The sequence below is a fragment of the Campylobacter concisus genome (assembly GCF_015679985.1).
Lineage (GTDB): Bacteria > Campylobacterota > Campylobacteria > Campylobacterales > Campylobacteraceae > Campylobacter_A > Campylobacter_A concisus_AC.
The window spans coordinates 1,369,821-1,388,821 of the sequence record NZ_CP049239.1; the positions used below are offsets into that span (position 1 = coordinate 1,369,821).

Sequence of the window (19,001 nt, forward strand, 5' to 3'; positions counted from 1 at the left end):
GTTTCACCTCATTTTGCAGATTTAGAATGTGCTTCAATAACCTTTAGCACTTCTTGATAAAATATGCTTGCATCAAATTTTGTAAGATACGCCGCACCACCAGCTTCTTTGCTCTTGATTTCACTAAAATCATTACTCAATGAGGAGTTAAATACTATTGGAACTTCTTTAAATCTTTCATCATTTTTAAGAGTTGAAGCAAAGCGGTATCCATCCATCTGTGGCATTTCGATATCACTTAAGATAACTCTAAGCTCTCTTGATAAGTTATCTCCGTATCTTTGATAAAGCTCTTCCATTCTCTCCAAGCCCTCAACGCCATTTTTAGCCTCAACTACGCTGAGTCCCATCTTTTCAAGTGCATCTTTTACTAGTTTTCTAGCAGTTGAGCTATCATCTAAAACTAAAGCAGCACCTTTTAATTTTTGATCGTCCGTTACATCAAATTCGATCTTTGGTGAGTAAATTCCAAGCTCTTCTACTATGCTTTCAAGATCAAGAATAAGCAAAACTTCATCATTTTCTATTCTTGTCACGCCTGTTATTTTGCCTTTGTCTAAAGCGCCAGAACCTGAAGCAAAATTTGCAGGCTCGATATCTTTCCAGCTTATGCGTCTGATCCTTTTTGCCTCATGGACGATAAAACCGATCAAAATACCGCTAAACTCAGCAATAATAACACGTGGCTTTATAACTACGCCTTCAGTTGGCTCGATAATATTCATCCATCTTGCCAAATTTATAACAGGGATCACCACGCCCCTTAAATCAAAAATTCCCTCGATATACTCAGGAACGCCTGGAAGCTCTGTAAGATTTGGCATCTTAATGATCTCCCGCACCTTTGCGACATTGACTCCGTATATTCCTTCATATACTTTGTTTTCGGTCTTTTTAAAGATACGAAAATCAACAAGTTCCATCTCGTTTGAGTCCGTTTTTAGTACGTTATCTCCAAACATCAATGTCCTTTCAAACTCATTTTGAGCAAATTTAACTTTTGCTGGGCGTATTCTACAACAAAATAACTTTGCTCACATGCAAAATAAGGTAAATTTATATAAAACTTATCATAAATGTTAAATTGCTCGCCTTGATGATAGTGTCCTTCTATCACGATATTAGCCTCGTATCCCTGCAAATGCTTGCCCATTAACTCCTTGAAATTAGGAATTTTATAGTCTAAATTTTTCTTGGTAAGCCTAGCTAGTATCGCTTTTGATATTTTAAAATTTAAAAATTTATCCAAAGCATTCATAAATTTTAAAAACCATTTTACGCGCAAAAATCTAAGTGCATATTTATCTACAAAAGGTAAGAATATATCACCATGTGCGATCTGAACGTGCTCTTCATTGATCGTCTTAAAATTTGCTGGCTGATCGTAAATATCATAAACCCTAATGCTTTTATAACGCAGCATCTCGTGCCCATCCCAAATTTCTCTTGTTTTATTAAATAAATTTGAAAGTCTAAAATCGTGGTTGCCCTCGAAGTAAAAAATTTCTACCTTTTGTGAAATTTTATTGATAAGTCTTAAGTGCTCAGTGTAAAATTCTATTGTGTATTCGCCCTCGCCCGTTAGAAAGTCAAACATATCGCCAAGCAAGAAAATCTGTGGCGGCTCTTTGATCTCCCCGCTATCAACAGCTCTTAAAAATTTTAAAAAGCCATTTCGGTTTACGTTTTCATGCGCATCAGCTATAAAGATTGCACCTTCTTTTATAACAGGGACATATAGATATTCGCTCAAATTTTGCCTTAATTAAAAATTAGCAGAGCCAAAAAGCAGTTTCTGACTCTTTGTCTCATCTTTTTAGTCAAATTTTATAGGCTTATAGCAAATTTTTACAATCTCAACATCGCTTCTGCCTTTTGGTAAATTTAGCACTACCTCATCGCCCTCAGCCTTACCCAAAAGCTGCTTTGCAAGTGGCGAATTTATCGAGATATAGCCTTTGTCGATGTCACTTTCACTAATGCCAACTATCGTATATGTATGCTCTATTTCGGTTTCCTCGTCCATTATCGTAACACTTGAGCCAAATCTAACTCTATCGTGCTCATAGCTACTTGGATCGATCACTTCAGCATTTGCAAGAAGCGCGCTTAGCTCTGCTATCCTAGCATCTATGAAAGCTTGCTTTTCTTTTGCAGCGTGATACTCAGCATTTTCTTTTAGATCGCCATGGCTTCTTGCGATATCTATCTCAGTTACGATTTGAGGGCGTTGCACCAGCCTTAGATCCTTTAGCTCAGCTTCTATCTTCTCGTATCCATGCATTGTCATTGGTTCACTCATTTTTTACTCCATATTTTTTAAAATTTTTACTACATTTTTACTGCTGCCATGCGACAAATACTCTCTCAATTCGTCACAGCCTTTTAAAAATTTCTGCCTATCGCAGCTCTCATAAGCTCTTAGCAAATTTTCAGCCGTTGCAAACTCTTGGATAAACTCCTCATGAAGCGGCTCTTTGCCCATGAAATCAAACATTATATTTGCAAGTCCAGCGTGCTTGATCTTTACAAATTTTCTAGCTATAAAAATATCTATTGCTTTTGCCTTATATGCTAGCACAAATGGCGTACCAATGAGCGCTGCTTCAAGAGTAGCCGTACCTGAGCAAACAAAGGCAAAGTCGCTCTCATACAAGGCTTCAGGCGTATTTGAGACGATATCAAAATCACTCACATCGCCATAAATTTCGCCCACTTTATCAAGCAAAAATGGTGGCACGACAAGTAACCTTTTTGCCTCAATATTCTCAGCAAGCTCTCTATAAACTGGCATCAGTCTTGAAATCTCTGACCTTCTTGATCCTGGCAAAAACGCCACTTTGCCACTGCTACTTAGGCTAGTTTTTTTAAGCTTTATCTCATCCATCAAAGGATGTCCCACGTAGGTCGAGCGACTATAAAATTTCGCATCAAATGGTAGGATCGAAGCTAGGTTGTCACAATACCTCTCAACCGCGCTCACTCTTTTTGGCTTCCACGCCCAAACTTGAGGCAAGATGTAGTATGTCACGGCCGTCTTTGCACCAGACTCTTTGATCGCTTTTGCAAGCGGCAGATTAAAAGCTGGACTGTCTATTAAAAGCACGGCATCAGCCTCTTTTGCCATCTGGCTCATCACTTTTATCGCCTTTTTTGCTTTAAAAATGAGTGGCAAAACCTCGACAAAGCCCATCGCTGAAAACTCGCTACTTTTCATATATGGCGTGCCAAGCTCTTCGCTAAAAATTCCCATAAGCTCAAATTCGCCCTCGAAATTTTTCAAAATTTCTTTTAAATGCAAATTTGCCGATGGCTCAAGAGCGGAGACTAAAATTTTCATTTACACACTTTCATCAGGTCTTTTTTTGGGGGCATTATACGCAAAAATTCTTTAAAATTTTAAGAAAGCTGTGATAAAATCCAACCCTCTAAAGGATAAAATTTGAAAGAAATTTTGATAACAAATGACGATGGATTTGAGGCGGCTGGTTTGCTTGCTTTAAAAGAAGCTTTAAGCGAGCTAGGTGGCGTAAATGTCACGATCGTAGCTCCAAGCTCAGAAAAGTCAGCCTGCGCTCACTCGCTAACTCTCACAAGGCCACTTAGATTTATAAAACTTGATGATAACTTTTTTAAACTCGATGATGCAACGCCAAGTGACTGCGTCTATCTCGCACTTCACGCACTTTATAACAAAAAGCCAGACCTTGTAATAAGTGGCATAAACCACGGAGCAAATTTAGGCGAAGATATCACCTACTCTGGCACGTGCGGAGCGGCGATGGAGGGGGTTTTGCAAGGCATTAGAAGTATCGCCTTTTCACAGTTTTATGCAAATAACTCACTAAATGAACTTGGCTTTGAGCTAGCAAAAGAGGTGGTGAAATTTATCGTACCAAAGGTGCTAGAGGGTGAAATTTCGCTAAATCAAAGAGAATTCCTAAATATAAATATTCCGGCTGTAACAAGCAAAAATTTCAAAGGCTACTCCGTCGTCCCAGCTGGCAAACGCACCTATGCAACGCATGCCACGCTTAATCGCAACCCAAGAGGCATCGAGTACTACTGGCTTGGAAATGCCGCACTTGAATACGAAAAAGGCAAGCCAAGCGACATCAGCAAGGTAAATGAGGGCTTTGCCACGATAACGCCCATAAAACTAAATATGACTTCATATGAGAGTCTGGAGAGTCTAAAGGGGAAATTTGATGCAAAATGATAGATTTACAAGGATAAGATGGCTCTTTGGCGAGGATGGTTTTAGCAGGCTTCAAAGCGCAAAAGTGCTAGTTTGTGGAGCTGGTGGTGTGGGCGGAATGTGTGTGGATGCGCTTGCTAGAAGCGGGGTTGGGAGCATCACTCTAATCGATAAAGACATATTTGACATAACAAACCAAAACCGCCAAATTTATAGCGAAAACGTGGGCGGTGTAAAGGTGGAGGAATTTGCCAAAATTTATCCTTACATCACGCCTATTCAGGCACTGATTACACCAGAATTTATTGCTGGTTTTGACTTTAGTAAATTTGACGTGGTGATCGATGCAATCGATGATATCACTGCTAAGATTGCCCTTGCAAATGCGGTAGATCCTAGCAAATTTATAGCCTCGATGGGTGGGGCAAAAAGGGTTGATCCAACTAAGATAAAGGTGGCTGGCGTGTGGAAAACCTCGGTCGATCCGCTAGCTAGAAAATATAGATATGAGCTCAAAAAATCAGGCTTTAGCGGTAAATTTGATGTGGTTTTTTCAACAGAAGAGCCACGTTGCAAGCCGCTTGGAAGCTTCATGGGCGTGACTGCTTGCTTTGGGCTAAATTTAGCCTCGTTAGCTGTTAAAAAGATAGTTGGGTAGTAAGTCAAAAATTTACTCTCCAAGCAAAATTTCAAATTAGAGCTGGTATTTTTGGATATAAATTTAGTAGTCTGTTAAGGTGAGTGTGTAATATTTTGAAATTCACAAAATGGCTTGATTAAATTCGCAATTTTTTATTCAAAAGGTAGGCAAGAGGACTTAATTTTACTTCTCAGGCTCGCAACTGCGTGGCAGACACGAAGTCCATCCCCTTATCTCCCTTTTTAATCCTCCAAATCCCTCGCACATTCAAGGGGCATACACTAGTGCTTTACACTGCATGCGGTCTAAACCCTATCAAATTTTAAAAATTTATGAGCGAGCATATCACACTTCTAAATTTAGTGGTGAATGTTTATGAGTCCTAAAATTAGTAAGTTGCTAAGGTGAGTGAGTAATATTTTAAAATTTGTAAAGATGGTAAAAATTCTATTTTTTTAAAATAAAGACTTTGAATTTTAAAAATTTATATAGTTTTTGGATTAAATTTAAAGTAGCCAGCTGCAATTTTAACAGCCGGCTAAAATTTTAGTTTTTGTGTATGCGAATGTAGCTATTTAGCGCGCCAACATAGGCTTTTGCGCTTGCAATCATAGTATCTATGTCAAGTCCATGGCCTATTACAGCCGTTTTACCCTCAAACTCGACCTTTACATCAACCTTTGCAAGTGCATCCTTGCCTTGAGAAACAGACGCCACTTTATAGTCTTTTAGCGTGCCGCTAATGCCACTAATACGATCAACCACCTTAAATATCGCATCAGCAGTACCATTTCCTAGAGCTGAGTCGCTAATAATCTCATCATTGTGTTTTATACTAATTGAAGCACTCGCAAGGCTTCCGCCGCTACTTTGAAGAAGAGCCGTGATCTCATAAGCTTGTGGAATTTTTGTAATCTCTTCAGCTACAAGAGCCCTAATATCGTCATCAAATATCTCTTTTTTCTTATCAGCTAGCTCTTTAAATTTTTCAAATGCCTTATTAAGAGCATCGCTATCAAGGTCAAATCCAAGGCTAGCAAGCTTATCTTTAAACGCGTGGCGACCACTATGCTTACCTAAAACAAGAGAATTTTTCTCAAGGCCTATGCTCTCGGCGCTAATTATCTCATAGGTCTCTTTATGTTTTAGCACGCCGTCTTGATGTATGCCACTCTCATGAGCAAATGCGTTTTTACCAACGATAGCTTTATTTGGTTGAGGCTCAATGCCTATAATACTAGCGATCAGTCTTGAAGTTGGATAAATTTCTTTTGAGATAATCTCTGTATAAAGTGGAGCAAAGACGTCTTGGCGGGTTTTGATAGCCATCACAATTTCTTCAAGCGCAGCATTCCCAGCACGCTCACCTATGCCATTTATCGTACCTTCAACCTGCCTTGCGCCAGCTTTTATAGCCGCTAATGAGTTCGCTGTAGCCATACCTAAGTCATTGTGATTATGCACAGATATTATCGCTCTATCGCCTACAAATTTTACTATTTCACTAATACGAGCAGTTATCTCTTCAGGATATAAATAACCAACCGTATCAGGGATATTTAAAGTTTTTGCACCCGCATTTATGGCAGCATCACAAATTTCTTTTAAAAAGCTCATTTCACTTCTACAAGCGTCCTCGCAACTAAACTCCACATCATTACAAAAGGTTTTTGCGTATTTTATAGACTCGACTGCGCGTTTTATTACTTCATCTGGGCTCATTTTTAGCTTGTACTCCATATGAATTGGGCTTGTCGCTATAAATGTATGAATTCTCTTATTTTTAGCTGGAGCCAATGCCTCGCCAGCTGCCTTAATATCACGCTCAACTGCGCGTGCAAGAGAGCAAACCGTGATATTTGAGGCTTGCTTTGCTATTTGATTTACCGCATCAAAATCCCCTGGGCTTGCTGCTGCAAATCCAGCCTCCATAACATCCACACCAAGCCTTTCAAGCTGAAGTGCGATCTGTAGTTTTTCAGCTGTATTCATCGATGCACCAGGGCTTTGCTCACCATCTCTTAAAGTCGTATCAAAGATTATAATTTTATTCTTATCCATTTTTTGTCCTTTTTTATTTTTTATATTTAAATTTGATGAGTTAAGTAAAGAGAAATTTGCTACCTAAGTAGCAGCAGTAGAGAGTTTTTGATTTCGATTTTTGGTAAAAATTTACGTGATTTTATGATGCCATTTTCGCTCATTCGCTCTCCTTTTTTTTGGAATTTTTACTAAACATTATAGTGGCTCTTACTATGCCATAAAGCATATAGACGCTCATAACCAAAGTCGCACTTTCAAATGGATATAGATAAAGCATCGAAAATGCAACTACAAGAGCTACTAAAATTCTTATCACATGGGTTTGTTTTAAATTTATTTTTTTAAAGCTCGGATAGCGAATGTTGCTAACCATTAAAGCTGCCAAAGTAGCTTCAAGTAGCATCAAGCACCACTCAAATCCTTCCAAAAAAGTATAGTCAATATAAATACCAACCCAAAGTACGCTCACAATAGCTGCTGATGGAATAGGAAGTCCGATAAAAACATTTGGCTCATATGTACCAGTAGTGACATTGAAGCGAGCAAGCCTGATAGCTCCAAAAACCACAAACATAGCAGCTATAAGTGCTCCAAATCTGCCAAAATTTTTACCAATAGTCAAATAAAATAAAATCGCTGGTGCTACACCAAAAGCAACAAGATCTGCAAGGCTATCAAACTCTACCCCAAATTTACTAGTTGTCTTTGTAAGTCTAGCCACACGCCCATCAAGTCCATCTAAAATAAGCGATAAGATTATATAAATAATGGCTTTAAAATAGTTACCTTGAATAGATGAAATAATACTAATAACACCCAAAAAAGCACTAGCTGCTGTAAATAAATTTGGCAAGATATACATTAGTTGCATCTTTTGTATGTTATTCATCTCTTTTTCCCTCTTCAAAATATCCCAAAAGTGAAGCAGCCTTTACGCTTTCTCCAACGCTTACACATATTTTAGTCTCTCTTGGTAAGTATAAAATCACCTCACCACTTCCTAAAAAACCAAATTTTCTAGATGCTTTTAGGCTAGTAACATTTGAAATTTCTAAGCTTCGACTGAAAACTCCAGCTATAATTTTCATAACAAATTTTATATTTTCTTTTTCAAAGCGAATAATAGCTCTTTCATTTAAAAATTCTGAAATTTTCATAGCCTGGCATAAGAATAAGCCATGTCTTTTGCGTATTTCAGCTACTTTTACATCACTTACAGCCCTTAATGTACCAACATCAAAAAAAGATTTTTTTATGACGATCTTAGCTACTTCATTATTGTCAAAATTTGAAGCACTGATCTCTTTTATCTTGCCATCAATTGGCGATAGTAAAACCAATTTATCATCAGAAAATGGCTCTCTCTCAGGGTCTCTAAAAAAATAAAGCCCAAAAAAAAGTAAAATAGCAAAAAGTAGTGGCAAGATCCCAAACAGCAAAGATAAAACAAATAAAATTAGAAAAAATAATATAAATTTATATCCTGCTTTCGCGATATAGCCACTCATTTTTATTCCTCTTTTTTACTCTTTTCGTCTTCTTCTATCTCTACGAGTCTGCTCTCTAGATCATTTTCGATCTCATAGTTTTTAATGATCTCTCTAACTCTTTTTCCTTCGATTGTTTCTTCTTCATAAAGTGCTGATACCATATTTTCAATGGCGCCTTTATAAATTTCAAGCAAACCAAGCACAGCAGTGTATCTTTCATGAAGAAGCGTTTTTACAAACTCATCAACCTTTTCAGCCATCTTATCACTATAGTCTTTGATACTTTGACCGCCATTTAAAAACGTAGCACGTTGTTTTTCAAGCACCATAAGACCAGCAACATCACTCATACCATACATACTAACCATAGCTTTTATGATATCAGTCGCACGCTCTAGGTCGTTGCTAGCTCCGGTTGAAATTTCTTTAATAAACACCTCTTCAGCAGCCCTACCAGCCAAAAGCACATCTACTTCTGCTATCAATTCATGCTTTTGCATCATAAATTTATTCTCTTCAGGCGTATTTAGAGTATAGCCAAGTGCCGCAAGACCACGTGGCACGACTGAGACTTTTGTTACCCTTTTTGCACCTTTTGTTAGCTCAGCTATCAAGGCATGACCGCACTCATGATAAGTGACAATCCTTTTTTCTTTTGGATTTACGCGGCGAGACTTTTTCTCAAGTCCAGCGATCGATCTCTCGACAGCCTCCACAAGATCGGCCTGCTCGACAAAGGTCTTTGACTTACGTCCTGCAAGAAGTGCTGCCTCATTTATGATATTTTCAAGATCAGCACCAGCTAAACCAGTCGTAAGCCTTGCAATATCTTCGATATTTACATCCTTACCGATCTTTACATCTTTCATGTGAACTTTTAAAATGTCGCAGCGTCCTTTAAAATCAGGCTTATCAACAAGCACTTGCCTGTCAAATCTACCTGGTCTTAAAAGCGCAGCATCTAAAACTTCAGGCCTATTTGTAGCAGCTATAACAATGACTGGCGACTTGTCCGCGTCAAAGCCATCCATCTCAGAAAGAAGCTGATTTAGCGTCTGCTCTCTCTCGTCGTTGCCGCCCATCGGACCAGAATTTCTACTTTTACCGATCGCATCGATCTCATCTATAAAAACGATCGCTGGAGCCTCTTTTTTAGCATTTTCAAAAAGATCTCTAACCCTACTTGCGCCAACACCGACAAACATCTCTATAAAGCTTGATGCTGACATAGAGAAAAATGGCACACTAGCCTCGCCTGCAACTGCTCTTGCAAGAAGCGTTTTGCCTGTGCCCGGAGGGCCAACTAGCAAAATTCCTTTTGGAATTTTTGCCCCAAGTCTTAGATATTTATCAGGACTTTTTAGATAATCAACTATCTCTTGAACCTCTTCTTTTGCCTCTTCAACGCCTGCGACATCGTCAAATTTTACTTTTGGTTTTTCAGAATTTATAAGTTTTTTTGCACTTCCTATACCAAGTATGCCACCGCCAATGTTCTTTTGCATACGACTAGCAATAAACATCCAAATAGCAAAAAATATAAACACCGGTATGATCCATGAAAATATAAGATCTCCAAACCAGTTATTTTCGCTATAAACGCTATAAGTTATGCCATTTTGCTCAAGTATGCCAATGAGTGTTGGATCATTTATACGTTTTGCAAGATAGATAGTTTTGTCACTACCTATGCCTTTTATGGTAGTCTCCGAGATAGCAACCTCATTTAGCTGCTTATTTTTTAACATATCTTTAAACTCAGAATAAGCCACCATTTTACTCTGAGCATTACTATTTAGCCCAAAAGAGCCACCAAGTCCGTCTCCACTAAAGCTTCTAAAAGCTAAAACTATAACTATTGCAAAAATGGCAAAAATGAAAATAGGATTTTTATTAAAAAAACCGTTATTGTTGCCATTATTTTGGTTACTATTTTGGTTATTCATCTATTTCCTTATAAACAAAGCTACTCCAATCGTTACTTTGTTTTATCTCAATTAGCTCCAAATCCTTAAATGTATCTTTAATCCTATCTTCGTACTTGTTTAAAATTCCTGACAATACCAAGTAGCCGCCTTTTTTAAGCGATTTTTTTAAGTCATTTGAGAGCATAAAAATGACATCGGCAATGATATTTGCTACGACAATGTCATATTTTTGCTCTAAATTCGCGATAGAGCCTGTCCAAATTTTATTAAATTTAACCTCATTTAACTCGGCGTTGCTAAGTGAGCTTTGCGTGGCTTGCTCATCTGTATCGCAAGCATCGACCTTGCAACCAAGCTTTGCCAGGGCAATACTTAAAATTCCACTTCCACACCCCACGTCTAAAGTAGTATTGCAACTTTTTGCATATTTTTGTAAAAGCTGCAAGCAAGAATTTGTGCTTTCATGGTGCCCTGAGCCAAAGGCTAGAGCTGGGTCGATTATGATATTTGTTACGCCATTAAGTGGCTCTTCCCAGCTAGGTCTAACATAAATTTTATCAACCAAAATAGGCTTAACTGCCTTTTTATATTCACCTAGCCAGTCTTTATTTTCTTTTAAATTAAGAGAAATTTTTAAATCATTTGAAATTTTACGAACACTAGAGAGCCCTTTTGCATACTCTTCAATACCCCAAGCTATATCTTTTAGATCATACTCTTCCCTGATGATGATCTCGTGATCTAGCTCTTCAACACAGGTAACTCCAAAAGAGAAAACTAGCTCTAAAATTTCATCATAAAAATTTGATGTTTTTATGCTTAATTCGTAGAATTTATCTTTCATTAACCAAGAACGTCTTCAAGCTTCTCTTTTAAGACTTGTGGCGTAAAAGGTTTAACGATGTAGTTATTAACACCTGCTTTTAAAGCTGTTATAACTTCAGCTTTTCCGCCCTCTGTTGTTACCATTATGATAGGCATATCAACATACTTTTGCTCTGCTCTTACCTTTTTAACAAGTTCAAGACCGTTCATCTCAGGCATGTTCCAGTCAGTGATAAGAACTTCGATACCTTCATTTTGAGTTAAGATATTCCAGGCTTCAAGACCGTGCTCAGCTTCAAGAATTTCTTGATGTCCTAACCTTTGTAAAGTATTTTTTATGATTCTTCTCATTGTTGAACTGTCATCTACAACCAAAATCTTCACATAATATCCTTTTAGTAAAAATTGCCCTATTCTAGCTAATTTAAATTTATAAAAGCTTTAACGCTATCTAAGTAGTTTAAAGGCCTCTTTTAGGTCAAGCAACCCCTCATAGTAGGCTTTCCCAACTATTACGCCACTAATCTCATTTGTAGCTTTTAGCATCAAAATATCATTTATATCACTCACGCCACCACTTGCTATCGTCTCAAGCTTGCTATTTCTAGCTATTTGCAAGCTAAACTCAACGTTAACTCCGCCAAGCATTCCATCCTTGTTAATATCGGTGCAAATCATAGCCTCTACGCCGACATCTGCAAATTTTCTTGCAAGATCAACTGCTTTTATATTTGAGATCTCGCCCCAACCTTGTACTGCCACGTAGCCATCTTTTGCGTCAATGCCAACTACAACTCTATAAATTTCAGCCATTTTTGCTGTAAATTCTGGATCTCTAAGAGCAACTGAGCCAAGGATCACTCTGCTAACTCCTAAATCCAAATAGCGTTTTATTCGATCTTCATCTCTTATGCCACCACCCACTTGGACGCTTAAATTTGTAGCCTTTGTAATTTTTTCAATTGTTTTAAAATTTATCGTCTCTCCAGCAAATGCACCATCCAAATCAACCACATGAAGCCATTTTGCGCCATAATCTTCAAATTTTTTAGCAAGTTCACTTGGCTCGTTGCTATAAATTTTTGCACTTTGCATAAGACCTTTGCTAAGTCTAACTGCTTGTCCCTCTTTCAAATCAATAGCTGGAAAAATTTCCATCATAACCTCGCAAAATTTTCTAAAATTTTAAGCCCAACCTCGTGGCTTTTTTCTGGATGAGGCTGAAAGCCAAAGACATTTTCATGCCAAACCGCACTTGTAAACTCATAACCATAAGTAGTCTTTGCGAGTGTAAATTTATCATCACAAACCACGTGGTAACTATGCACAAAATATAAATACTCAAACTCTTTTAGTTCTAATCTTAAAAGGCTATTTTGTTTAAACTCAAGCGTATTCCAGCCAACGTGCGGGATCTTTAGTGGCTTATCAAATTTAGCTTCATCAAATTTAACGACCTCTCCTGGCAAAAGAGAAAGCCCCTCATGCTCGCCAAATTCAAAGCTTTTTTCAAACAAAAGCTGCATACCAAGGCAAATTCCTATAAAGGCTTTTCCACTTTTTACAGCCTCTTTTATCGCTTCATCCATGCCGTTAAATTTTAGTTTCTTCATCGCCTCACCAAATGCCCCAACGCCTGGTAAAACGATGTGCGAATACTCTTTTAAATTTTCAGGCTTACTTACTAAGGCACATTTTTTGTCAAGAAAATCAAAAGCATTTATCACGCTTTTGATATTGCCCGCACCATAATCAATAATAGCAATCATCTGTTCTCTTGCCTTTTTACGCTAAAAAGATAAAAGCTAAGTGCCGCCATTAGCATCGCCACGCCGCCTATTAGATAGATAGCGTTTATGATATTTTCAGGTGCAGTAATAGCAAATTTAAAGACTAGCATAAGCGCTTCGATCGCAAGTGCGATGATAATTGAGCCGATAAATCTCACCATCGTCTTATAAATAACGCTATTTTCTTCTTGATTTTTACCTAAAACCTCTTCTTCAAATATCGTCTTAACAAGATCAAAAATGGCAAGAGCCAGCGTTAAAATGATGGTTGATTCAAAAATTTCTTCGACATTTATATGCTCGATACTTTTTGAGATAAAGCTCTTTACCCCGTGCCAAAATAAAAATGCACAAATCATAAAAAGTGATGCACAAAAGAGCGTATAGACTATCTTTAAAAATCTACCAAAATGCTCCTCGACAAAGCCGCTATCGACCATATTTAGGATATTTTCTAGGCTTATGTCGATGCAAGCGATAAATTTAAGCTCATTTTTTTCGTTATAGATAGGCATACTTGCTGTGACGCATAAACCTCCATTTAAGCTTGATGGATATGGATCGCTTAAAACGCACCTTTTCTCACGCACTGCAGTGTAATAGTATGCCTTGTTTGCGCGGTTTTCGCCTTTTGGAATTTTATACTTTTCATTTAGGCTGATCGAGTCTTCAATCTGCACGCCATTTTCGTCTAAGATATACAATGCGTCAAAATTTTCTATCTCGTGGCTGATCTTATCAAAGCCAGCTTTTATGTTCTCTAAACAAACTCCGGGCAGTCTATTTGGCAAATTTCTACTAAATAAATAACAAATATACGCCCTTGCCTTATATCTCGTGTCACTAAATCTCTTAATATCTTTTATAACCAAAATTAGCCTTTTAAATTTAATGCATGATTAAACTCTGGCACGATCACCTTAAGAGCAGGTGCTACCTCATCATCTTCAAGCTGCAAAAGCTCACTTATCTGCGAGTTTAAAAGTGCTAAATCGTAAGGCTCTGAATGCGTTACAAAGATCGACTCATACTTGGTTTGCACATCATCTTTGTTGATAAGTAGCTCTTCATAAAGCTTCTCGCCCGGTCTAAGACCTACAAATTCTATACCCAAATGCTCTTTGTTTGAAAGAAGAAGCATCTTTTTAGCAAGATCAACGATCTTAACAGGCTCACCCATATCAAGCACGAAAAGCTCGCCACCTTTTGCGATAGAGGCTGCTTGAAGGACTAGCTGACAAGCTTCTGATGTAAGCATAAAATATCTTGTGATCTCTGGATGAGTGACACTTAGTGGCCTATTTGCAGCGATCTGTGCTTTAAATTTAGGTATAACTGAGCCACTTGAGCCAAGGACGTTACCAAAGCGCACGCAAACTATTTCGCAAACACCTGCCTCGTTTGAATTTAGTGCGTAAAGCTCACAAACACGCTTAGTTGTGCCCATTATATTTGTTGGACGCACAGCCTTGTCTGATGAGATCATGACAAATTTTTTAACACCATATTTTTTAGAAAGATCGACAGCATTTTTTGTGCCAAGGATGTTGTTTTCGACAGCCGAGCGAGGATTTAGCTCGCAAAGTGGCACATGCTTGTAGGCTGCTGCATGGATGACGATCTCTGGTCTAAATTCCTCAAAAACCTCTTCAAAGTCTTTTAAATTTGTGATATTTACAAGCTTGCTAACAGTTCTTTTATCTCTTGTATCTTCGCCTATTTTATAAAGGTTAAACTCGCTGTGTTCAACCATTATAAGCTCACTTACACCAAATTTCAAGCACTGCTTACAAATTTCACTTCCTATACTGCCGCCAGCTCCAGTGACAAGCACTCTTTTATCTTTTAAAAAATTTGAAATAGCCTCTGGGTTTAAATCTTTTGGCTTTCTAGCTAGCAAGTCTTCGATCGAGATATCCTTGATCGGCTCATTTTCGATAAGAGAGAAGAGCTTCATATCTCTTATACCATATCCACTTAGCTCATCAACTAGAGCTTGAAGCTCATCTTGATCAAGTGCAAGCGCGATGATAGCGGTCTTTGCGTCGTAGTCTTTTATAAGGCTTGGTATATCTTTTTTATCTTGTACTAAAAATCCATCACAATATGTGCCAACAAGGTCACTTCTGCCATCTACCACGCCAACTGCGTAGTAGTCAAGATACCCTTGTTTTAAGCCACGCAAGACGTGAAGCGCTTTTGACGTTGCACCTATAACGATACAAGGCTCACCTTTGTGAGGTTTGTTTGAAAAGTCAAGCACCATGCGTTTTGAAATTCTTAAAAGCCCAACAAGTAAGCATGAAATAAGAAGATCAATGAAAATAACGCTTCTTGGATATGGATTTAAAAAATCTTGAATGATAAAAAAAACGATCGTAAATAAAACCGCTGAGCAAACGTGAGCTAGGAAAATTTTTCTTGCTTCGTTTAATCCAAAAAATCTCCACGGTACCTTGTAAATTTTAAACATCCACATAAAAAAGAGCTTAAAAAAGATCAAAAATCCAGCCGTTACAAAAAGCCCTTGTACGTAGATATCTGGGATGTCAGCGTTAAATCTTAAAAGATAAGCCACATATATCGAAAAGATAAATATAAAAACATCGCCAAGAAGGAAAAATACAAGCCTTTTTAACTTTGTTGCATGAAACATCTACGCATTTTCCTTGACTATTTTTATCACTCTTTCTTGTGTCTGCTCGCTCATATCGCTGCCACTTGGCAAGCAAATTCCTCTTGAAAATAGATCTTCGCTATATCCATCGATAAAGCTTAATGCACCTTTAAAGACAGGCTGTAAATGCATAGGCTTCCAAAGTGGGCGACTCTCAATATTTTCATCTGCTAGTGCTTTGATAACTTTTAAATGTGCATCTTTTTTAGCAAAAACGCCAGTTGTGAGCCATCTGTTGCCACGAGAATTTGCTAGCTCTGGCATAAATTCTAAAACGTTGCCAAGCTCTTTTTCATAAATTTCAAAAACTCTTCTCTTTTGCTCGACCCTTTTTTCTAAAACTTCCATCTGTGCCACACCAATAGCGCCCAGGACGTTACTTAAGCGGTAGTTGTAGCCATAGTCTTTGTGCTCATAGTGAAGTAAAGGCTCTCTTGCCTGAGTGCTGTAAAATCTAGCTTTTTCTACAAATTCCTTGTCGCCAACTAGCATACCGCCGCCTGAAGTGGTGATTATTTTATTACCATTAAAACTATATGCGCCCATCACGCCAAATGTGCCAAGTGCCTTACCGCCGTAAAATCCGCCAAGTGCTTCAGCTGCATCTTCAACCAAAGCGATGCCCTCGTTTTGGCAAATTTCACAAATTTCTTTCATCTTTGAAGCTTGTCCGTAAAGATGAGTAACGACTAATACCTTTGGCTTTTTAGGTAAATTTGATATCGCTTTTTTAAGTAGTTCTGGGCTTAAATTCCAGCTCTCGTCGCAGTCGATGAAGACTGGAGTTGCTTTTTCATAAAGTATAGGCGAGACCGAAGCCATAAAAGTAAAGCTAGAAGCTAGCACAAAGTCGCCCTCTTTTACGCCAAGGACGCGAAGTGCTAGGTGAAGCGCCGCCGTTCCAGCGCTTAGTGCAAGAGCATCTTTTGCTCCGGTGTAGCTTTTTATACTTTCTTCAAATTTATTAACATACTCGCCAAGTGGCGCTATATAGTTGCTTTCAAAAACTTTTTTTATATATTCTTGCTCTTTTCCGCTCATATTTGGTGGAGATAAAAAAACCCTATCCATTTCATCCCTTTCGTGATTTTTTGGCGATTTTAGCACTTATTTTTAAATTTATATCTTAGCGCGCTCGCATGCAGGTACGCCGTAAGCCTTTATGCCATCTTTTATATCTCTAACGACCACACTTCCAGCGCCGATAATGCAGTTTTTGCCGATACTTATACCCTGAATGATGCTTGAGCCAATGCCAACATGCGTAAATTCGCCCACGCTAACATTTCCAGCAAGAGCCACATTTGGGCTGATGTGAGCAAATTTACCTATCACGCACTCATGCTCTATCACCGCGCCAGAATTTATGATAGCGCCCTCTTTTATACGAACTTTTGCGTTTATAACGGCATTTGGCATGACAACTACGCCTTTTTCTATCACGGCGCTTTCGCTCACAACCGCACTTTTATGGATCAAATTTACTATATCAAAGCCAGCAGTCTCTACTTTTTGGCTAATCTTTTGCCTAGTTTTGTTTTCGCCAATGGCTATTATGATGTCAGCTTTTTCAAGCTCTGGGCTAAATTTACGCTCGCTAGCGTCATCTAAAAAAACTATCTCATCGTAGCCGTTACTTTTAGCGATGTCAGCGACCACAAGACCGTGACCGCTTGCTCCGTAGATGTAAATTTTCTTAGTTTTTACCATTAAATTTCTCCGTCGTCGCCTGCCCCTCTTTGCTGACGCCACTTCGTTTTAGCACCTTTTCGATGGTCTGTAAGGCAATCTTTACATCAAGCATAAAGCTTAAATTTTTAGCGTAATAGACGTCATACTCAAATTTTTTCTCCCAGCTTATGTCGTTTCTGCCATTTACCTGTGCTAGGCCCGTGATACCAGGGCGCACGTCGTGGCGGTGCTTTTGCGTTTCGTTGTAGATGGGTAGGTACTCGACCAAAAGCGGCCTTGGTCCGATGAAACTCATATCGCCTTTTAGCACGTTAAAGAGCTGTGGTAGCTCATCAAGGCTAAGAGAGCGGATCAGTTTGCCAAATTTACCAAGACGCTGCTCATCTGGCAAGAGATTACCATTTTCGTCACGCTCGTCACTCATCGTCTTAAATTTATAAATTTTAAAAATTTTCTTATTAAGTCCTGGTCTTGCCTGCGTAAAAATGACATCACGACTTACCTTAAAGTAGATAAAAATCGCCGTTGCTATAATGATAGGTGATGTTAAAATGAGCAAAAACAAAGCTCCCAAAATGTCAATCACCCTTTTTAAAAAATTTCTATACATCTATAAATTTCCTATAAATTTCTATATATTTTTTTGCGATCACTCGCTCGTCAAACTCGCTTACCGCCCAGTCCCTGCCGTTTTGCCCAAGCTTTACGCAAAGCTCCTCGTCATCAAGCAAAACTCTTATCTTATCAGCAAGGTCATTTGCGTCTTTTACCTTACATAAAAGCCCGTTGTAGCCATCCTTTACTGCCTCATTGCAGCCTGTAACGTCGCTTGCAACGACTGCTTTTGCCATACTCATCGCCTCTAAAACCGTTCTTGGAAAGCCCTCTTTGTAGCTAGGAAGTGCCAGCAAGTAAGAAGCTTTTAAAAGCTGCGGTATATCGTTTCTAGCACCAAGATAACGTACTTTGCCGCCTTTTAAAAAGGCCTCTTCTGCGGTTGATTTATTACCAGCAAAGCCCTCACCCACAAATACAAATTCGCAGTTTTTATAGCCATTTAAAATTTCTGCTGCCTCGTAAAACTCACGCACGCCCTTGTGCCACATCGCCCTTGCAATCATCAAAATGACCTTTTTTTCACCAAGGTCAGCCGCCTGCGTGATAGCTGGGTCAAATTTAGCAGTATCCACGCCGACACTTTTTATGCGGCAAACTTTGTTTTTATCTATCAAATTTCGCGAGATCATATAATCAGCGTCCGAGTCGTTTACAAATACGCAAGCATCGGCCTTTGCAAAGGAAAATTTATAAAGGCTCTCCATGATAAAACGCACGGCCTTTGTCTTAATGTCATCGTCTATATAAAAGCTGCCAAGGCCTTCAACCAAATTTATCACGTGCTTTATGCCAGCGTTTTTAGCGGCAAATGTGCCAAATACATTTGACTTGTGAGCGCCAGTTTGCAGCAAGTCTAAATTTAGCTCACGTAAAATTTGAGATAGTTTTTTTGAGTTATTTATGACGGTTAGCGGATTTAGGCTGGCTTTGTCAAGCTCGTAAGTGACAGAGTGAAAGCTTTTAGCAAGCTCATCAGTGAAATTTCCTTTTGGAGCGATCGCAAAAACTTCATGCCCCATATCTTTTAAAGCCTGCATAATAGGGCGTCTAAAAAAATGTATGCTCATATCGGCATGACTTAAAAACCCTATCCTTGCCAT

Annotated in this window: 20 protein-coding genes; 2 read left to right on the forward strand and 18 right to left on the reverse strand. The window is 38.5% G+C overall.

All coding sequences use genetic code 11. The annotated features are described in order from the left end of the window. Positions 1-8: 8 nt before the first annotated feature. The 4 genes from G5B98_RS06905 to lpxB all read right to left on the reverse strand — a co-directional run bounded on the left by G5B98_RS06905 (position 9) and on the right by lpxB (position 3,340). Complete coding sequence (locus G5B98_RS06905) at positions 9-962, reverse strand: chemotaxis protein (protein ID WP_021091802.1); 954 nt, start codon at positions 960-962, stop codon at positions 9-11. Further along, on the reverse strand, positions 962-1,753 hold the full coding sequence (locus G5B98_RS06910) for a UDP-2,3-diacylglucosamine diphosphatase (RefSeq protein WP_196086464.1): 792 nt from the start codon (positions 1,751-1,753) through the stop codon (positions 962-964). The genes G5B98_RS06905 and G5B98_RS06910 overlap by 1 nt, the downstream gene beginning before the upstream one ends. A 63-nt stretch (positions 1,754-1,816) precedes the next feature. Further along, complete coding sequence (greA, locus tag G5B98_RS06915; protein WP_072594430.1) at positions 1,817-2,302, reverse strand: transcription elongation factor GreA; 486 nt, start codon at positions 2,300-2,302, stop codon at positions 1,817-1,819. Positions 2,303-2,305: 3 nt separating this feature from the next. Continuing rightward, positions 2,306-3,340 (reverse strand): lipid-A-disaccharide synthase, encoded by a 1,035-nt coding sequence (gene lpxB / locus G5B98_RS06920; protein ID WP_196086465.1) that lies wholly within the window; start codon positions 3,338-3,340, stop codon positions 2,306-2,308. 102 nt (positions 3,341-3,442) lie between these two features. On the opposite strand from lpxB, the gene surE reads away from it, so the two are divergent. Both surE and G5B98_RS06930 read left to right on the forward strand, forming a co-directional pair. After that, positions 3,443-4,219: a 5'/3'-nucleotidase SurE gene (gene surE / locus G5B98_RS06925; protein ID WP_196086466.1), complete on the forward strand. Its 777-nt coding sequence runs from the start codon at positions 3,443-3,445 to the stop codon at positions 4,217-4,219. Then, a complete protein-coding gene (locus G5B98_RS06930) occupies positions 4,209-4,856 on the forward strand; it encodes a tRNA threonylcarbamoyladenosine dehydratase (protein WP_196086467.1) in 648 nt (215 codons plus the stop codon). Before surE ends, G5B98_RS06930 begins: the two co-directional genes overlap by 11 nt. A 528-nt stretch (positions 4,857-5,384) precedes the next feature. Here G5B98_RS06930 and G5B98_RS06935 read toward each other — a convergent pair. The 14 genes from G5B98_RS06935 to pglA all read right to left on the reverse strand — a co-directional run bounded on the left by G5B98_RS06935 (position 5,385) and on the right by pglA (position 19,001). After that, entirely contained in the window at positions 5,385-6,899 is a 1,515-nt protein-coding gene (locus G5B98_RS06935) for a 2-isopropylmalate synthase (protein ID WP_196086468.1), read from the reverse strand. Positions 6,900-7,038: 139 nt separating this feature from the next. Continuing rightward, complete coding sequence (pssA, locus tag G5B98_RS06940; protein WP_072594435.1) at positions 7,039-7,770, reverse strand: CDP-diacylglycerol--serine O-phosphatidyltransferase; 732 nt, start codon at positions 7,768-7,770, stop codon at positions 7,039-7,041. Then, positions 7,763-8,389, reverse strand: coding sequence for a phosphatidylserine decarboxylase (locus G5B98_RS06945; protein ID WP_196086469.1), 627 nt, complete (start codon positions 8,387-8,389; stop codon positions 7,763-7,765). The genes pssA and G5B98_RS06945 overlap by 8 nt, the downstream gene beginning before the upstream one ends. 2 nt (positions 8,390-8,391) lie before the next feature. Then, a complete protein-coding gene (ftsH, locus tag G5B98_RS06950; RefSeq protein WP_196086470.1) occupies positions 8,392-10,317 on the reverse strand; it encodes an ATP-dependent zinc metalloprotease FtsH in 1,926 nt (641 codons plus the stop codon). Continuing rightward, complete coding sequence (locus tag G5B98_RS06955; protein ID WP_196086471.1) at positions 10,310-11,143, reverse strand: 50S ribosomal protein L11 methyltransferase; 834 nt, start codon at positions 11,141-11,143, stop codon at positions 10,310-10,312. Before G5B98_RS06955 ends, ftsH begins: the two co-directional genes overlap by 8 nt. Continuing rightward, positions 11,143-11,508 carry a chemotaxis response regulator CheY gene (locus G5B98_RS06960; protein WP_002939933.1) on the reverse strand — a complete coding sequence of 122 codons (366 nt, stop codon included), beginning with the start codon at positions 11,506-11,508 and terminating at the stop codon, positions 11,143-11,145. Before G5B98_RS06960 ends, G5B98_RS06955 begins: the two co-directional genes overlap by 1 nt. Before the next feature lie 63 nt (positions 11,509-11,571). Continuing rightward, positions 11,572-12,282, reverse strand: coding sequence for a 1-(5-phosphoribosyl)-5-[(5-phosphoribosylamino)methylideneamino]imidazole-4-carboxamide isomerase (gene hisA / locus G5B98_RS06965; RefSeq protein ID WP_196086472.1), 711 nt, complete (start codon positions 12,280-12,282; stop codon positions 11,572-11,574). Continuing rightward, the gene (gene hisH, locus G5B98_RS06970) at positions 12,282-12,893 is read right to left on the reverse strand and encodes an imidazole glycerol phosphate synthase subunit HisH (RefSeq protein WP_196086473.1); all 612 of its coding nucleotides are present in this window, start codon (positions 12,891-12,893) and stop codon (positions 12,282-12,284) included. Before hisH ends, hisA begins: the two co-directional genes overlap by 1 nt. Beyond that, entirely contained in the window at positions 12,890-13,786 is an 897-nt protein-coding gene (locus tag G5B98_RS06975; RefSeq protein ID WP_196086474.1) for a PDC sensor domain-containing protein, read from the reverse strand. Before G5B98_RS06975 ends, hisH begins: the two co-directional genes overlap by 4 nt. A gap of 2 nt (positions 13,787-13,788) precedes the next feature. Beyond that, positions 13,789-15,570, reverse strand: coding sequence for a UDP-N-acetylglucosamine 4,6-dehydratase (configuration-retaining) (gene pglF / locus G5B98_RS06980; RefSeq protein WP_196086475.1), 1,782 nt, complete (start codon positions 15,568-15,570; stop codon positions 13,789-13,791). Next, positions 15,571-16,662 carry a UDP-N-acetylbacillosamine transaminase gene (gene pglE, locus G5B98_RS06985; RefSeq protein WP_196086476.1) on the reverse strand — a complete coding sequence of 364 codons (1,092 nt, stop codon included), beginning with the start codon at positions 16,660-16,662 and terminating at the stop codon, positions 15,571-15,573. 48 nt (positions 16,663-16,710) lie between these two features. Beyond that, positions 16,711-17,301 carry a UDP-N-acetylbacillosamine N-acetyltransferase gene (gene pglD / locus G5B98_RS06990; RefSeq protein ID WP_196086477.1) on the reverse strand — a complete coding sequence of 197 codons (591 nt, stop codon included), beginning with the start codon at positions 17,299-17,301 and terminating at the stop codon, positions 16,711-16,713. Next, a complete protein-coding gene (pglC, locus tag G5B98_RS06995) occupies positions 17,288-17,893 on the reverse strand; it encodes an undecaprenyl phosphate N,N'-diacetylbacillosamine 1-phosphate transferase (RefSeq protein ID WP_196086478.1) in 606 nt (201 codons plus the stop codon). Before pglC ends, pglD begins: the two co-directional genes overlap by 14 nt. Further along, entirely contained in the window at positions 17,886-19,001 is a 1,116-nt protein-coding gene (gene pglA, locus G5B98_RS07000; protein WP_196086479.1) for a N,N'-diacetylbacillosaminyl-diphospho-undecaprenol alpha-1,3-N-acetylgalactosaminyltransferase, read from the reverse strand. The genes pglC and pglA overlap by 8 nt, the downstream gene beginning before the upstream one ends.

What these genes read in the sequence shown, in the direction of transcription:
- G5B98_RS06905 (WP_021091802.1), bottom strand. Translation starts at nt 962, where the DNA reads ATGTTTGGAGATAACGTACTAAAAACGGACTCAAACGAGATGGAACTT.
- greA (WP_072594430.1), bottom strand. Translation starts at nt 2,302, where the DNA reads ATGAGTGAACCAATGACAATGCATGGATACGAGAAGATAGAAGCTGAG.
- lpxB (WP_196086465.1), bottom strand. Translation starts at nt 3,340, where the DNA reads ATGAAAATTTTAGTCTCCGCTCTTGAGCCATCGGCAAATTTGCATTTA.
- G5B98_RS06930 (WP_196086467.1), top strand. Translation starts at nt 4,209, where the DNA reads ATGCAAAATGATAGATTTACAAGGATAAGATGGCTCTTTGGCGAGGAT.
- G5B98_RS06935 (WP_196086468.1), bottom strand. Translation starts at nt 6,899, where the DNA reads ATGGATAAGAATAAAATTATAATCTTTGATACGACTTTAAGAGATGGT.
- pssA (WP_072594435.1), bottom strand. Translation starts at nt 7,770, where the DNA reads ATGAATAACATACAAAAGATGCAACTAATGTATATCTTGCCAAATTTA.
- G5B98_RS06945 (WP_196086469.1), bottom strand. Translation starts at nt 8,389, where the DNA reads ATGAGTGGCTATATCGCGAAAGCAGGATATAAATTTATATTATTTTTT.
- ftsH (WP_196086470.1), bottom strand. Translation starts at nt 10,317, where the DNA reads ATGAATAACCAAAATAGTAACCAAAATAATGGCAACAATAACGGTTTT.
- G5B98_RS06955 (WP_196086471.1), bottom strand. Translation starts at nt 11,143, where the DNA reads ATGAAAGATAAATTCTACGAATTAAGCATAAAAACATCAAATTTTTAT.
- hisA (WP_196086472.1), bottom strand. Translation starts at nt 12,282, where the DNA reads ATGGAAATTTTTCCAGCTATTGATTTGAAAGAGGGACAAGCAGTTAGA.
- hisH (WP_196086473.1), bottom strand. Translation starts at nt 12,893, where the DNA reads ATGATTGCTATTATTGATTATGGTGCGGGCAATATCAAAAGCGTGATA.
- pglF (WP_196086475.1), bottom strand. Translation starts at nt 15,570, where the DNA reads ATGTTTCATGCAACAAAGTTAAAAAGGCTTGTATTTTTCCTTCTTGGC.
- pglE (WP_196086476.1), bottom strand. Translation starts at nt 16,662, where the DNA reads ATGGATAGGGTTTTTTTATCTCCACCAAATATGAGCGGAAAAGAGCAA.
- pglD (WP_196086477.1), bottom strand. Translation starts at nt 17,301, where the DNA reads ATGGTAAAAACTAAGAAAATTTACATCTACGGAGCAAGCGGTCACGGT.
- pglC (WP_196086478.1), bottom strand. Translation starts at nt 17,893, where the DNA reads ATGTATAGAAATTTTTTAAAAAGGGTGATTGACATTTTGGGAGCTTTG.
- pglA (WP_196086479.1), bottom strand. Translation starts at nt 19,001, where the DNA reads ATGGCAAGGATAGGGTTTTTAAGTCATGCCGATATGAGCATACATTTT.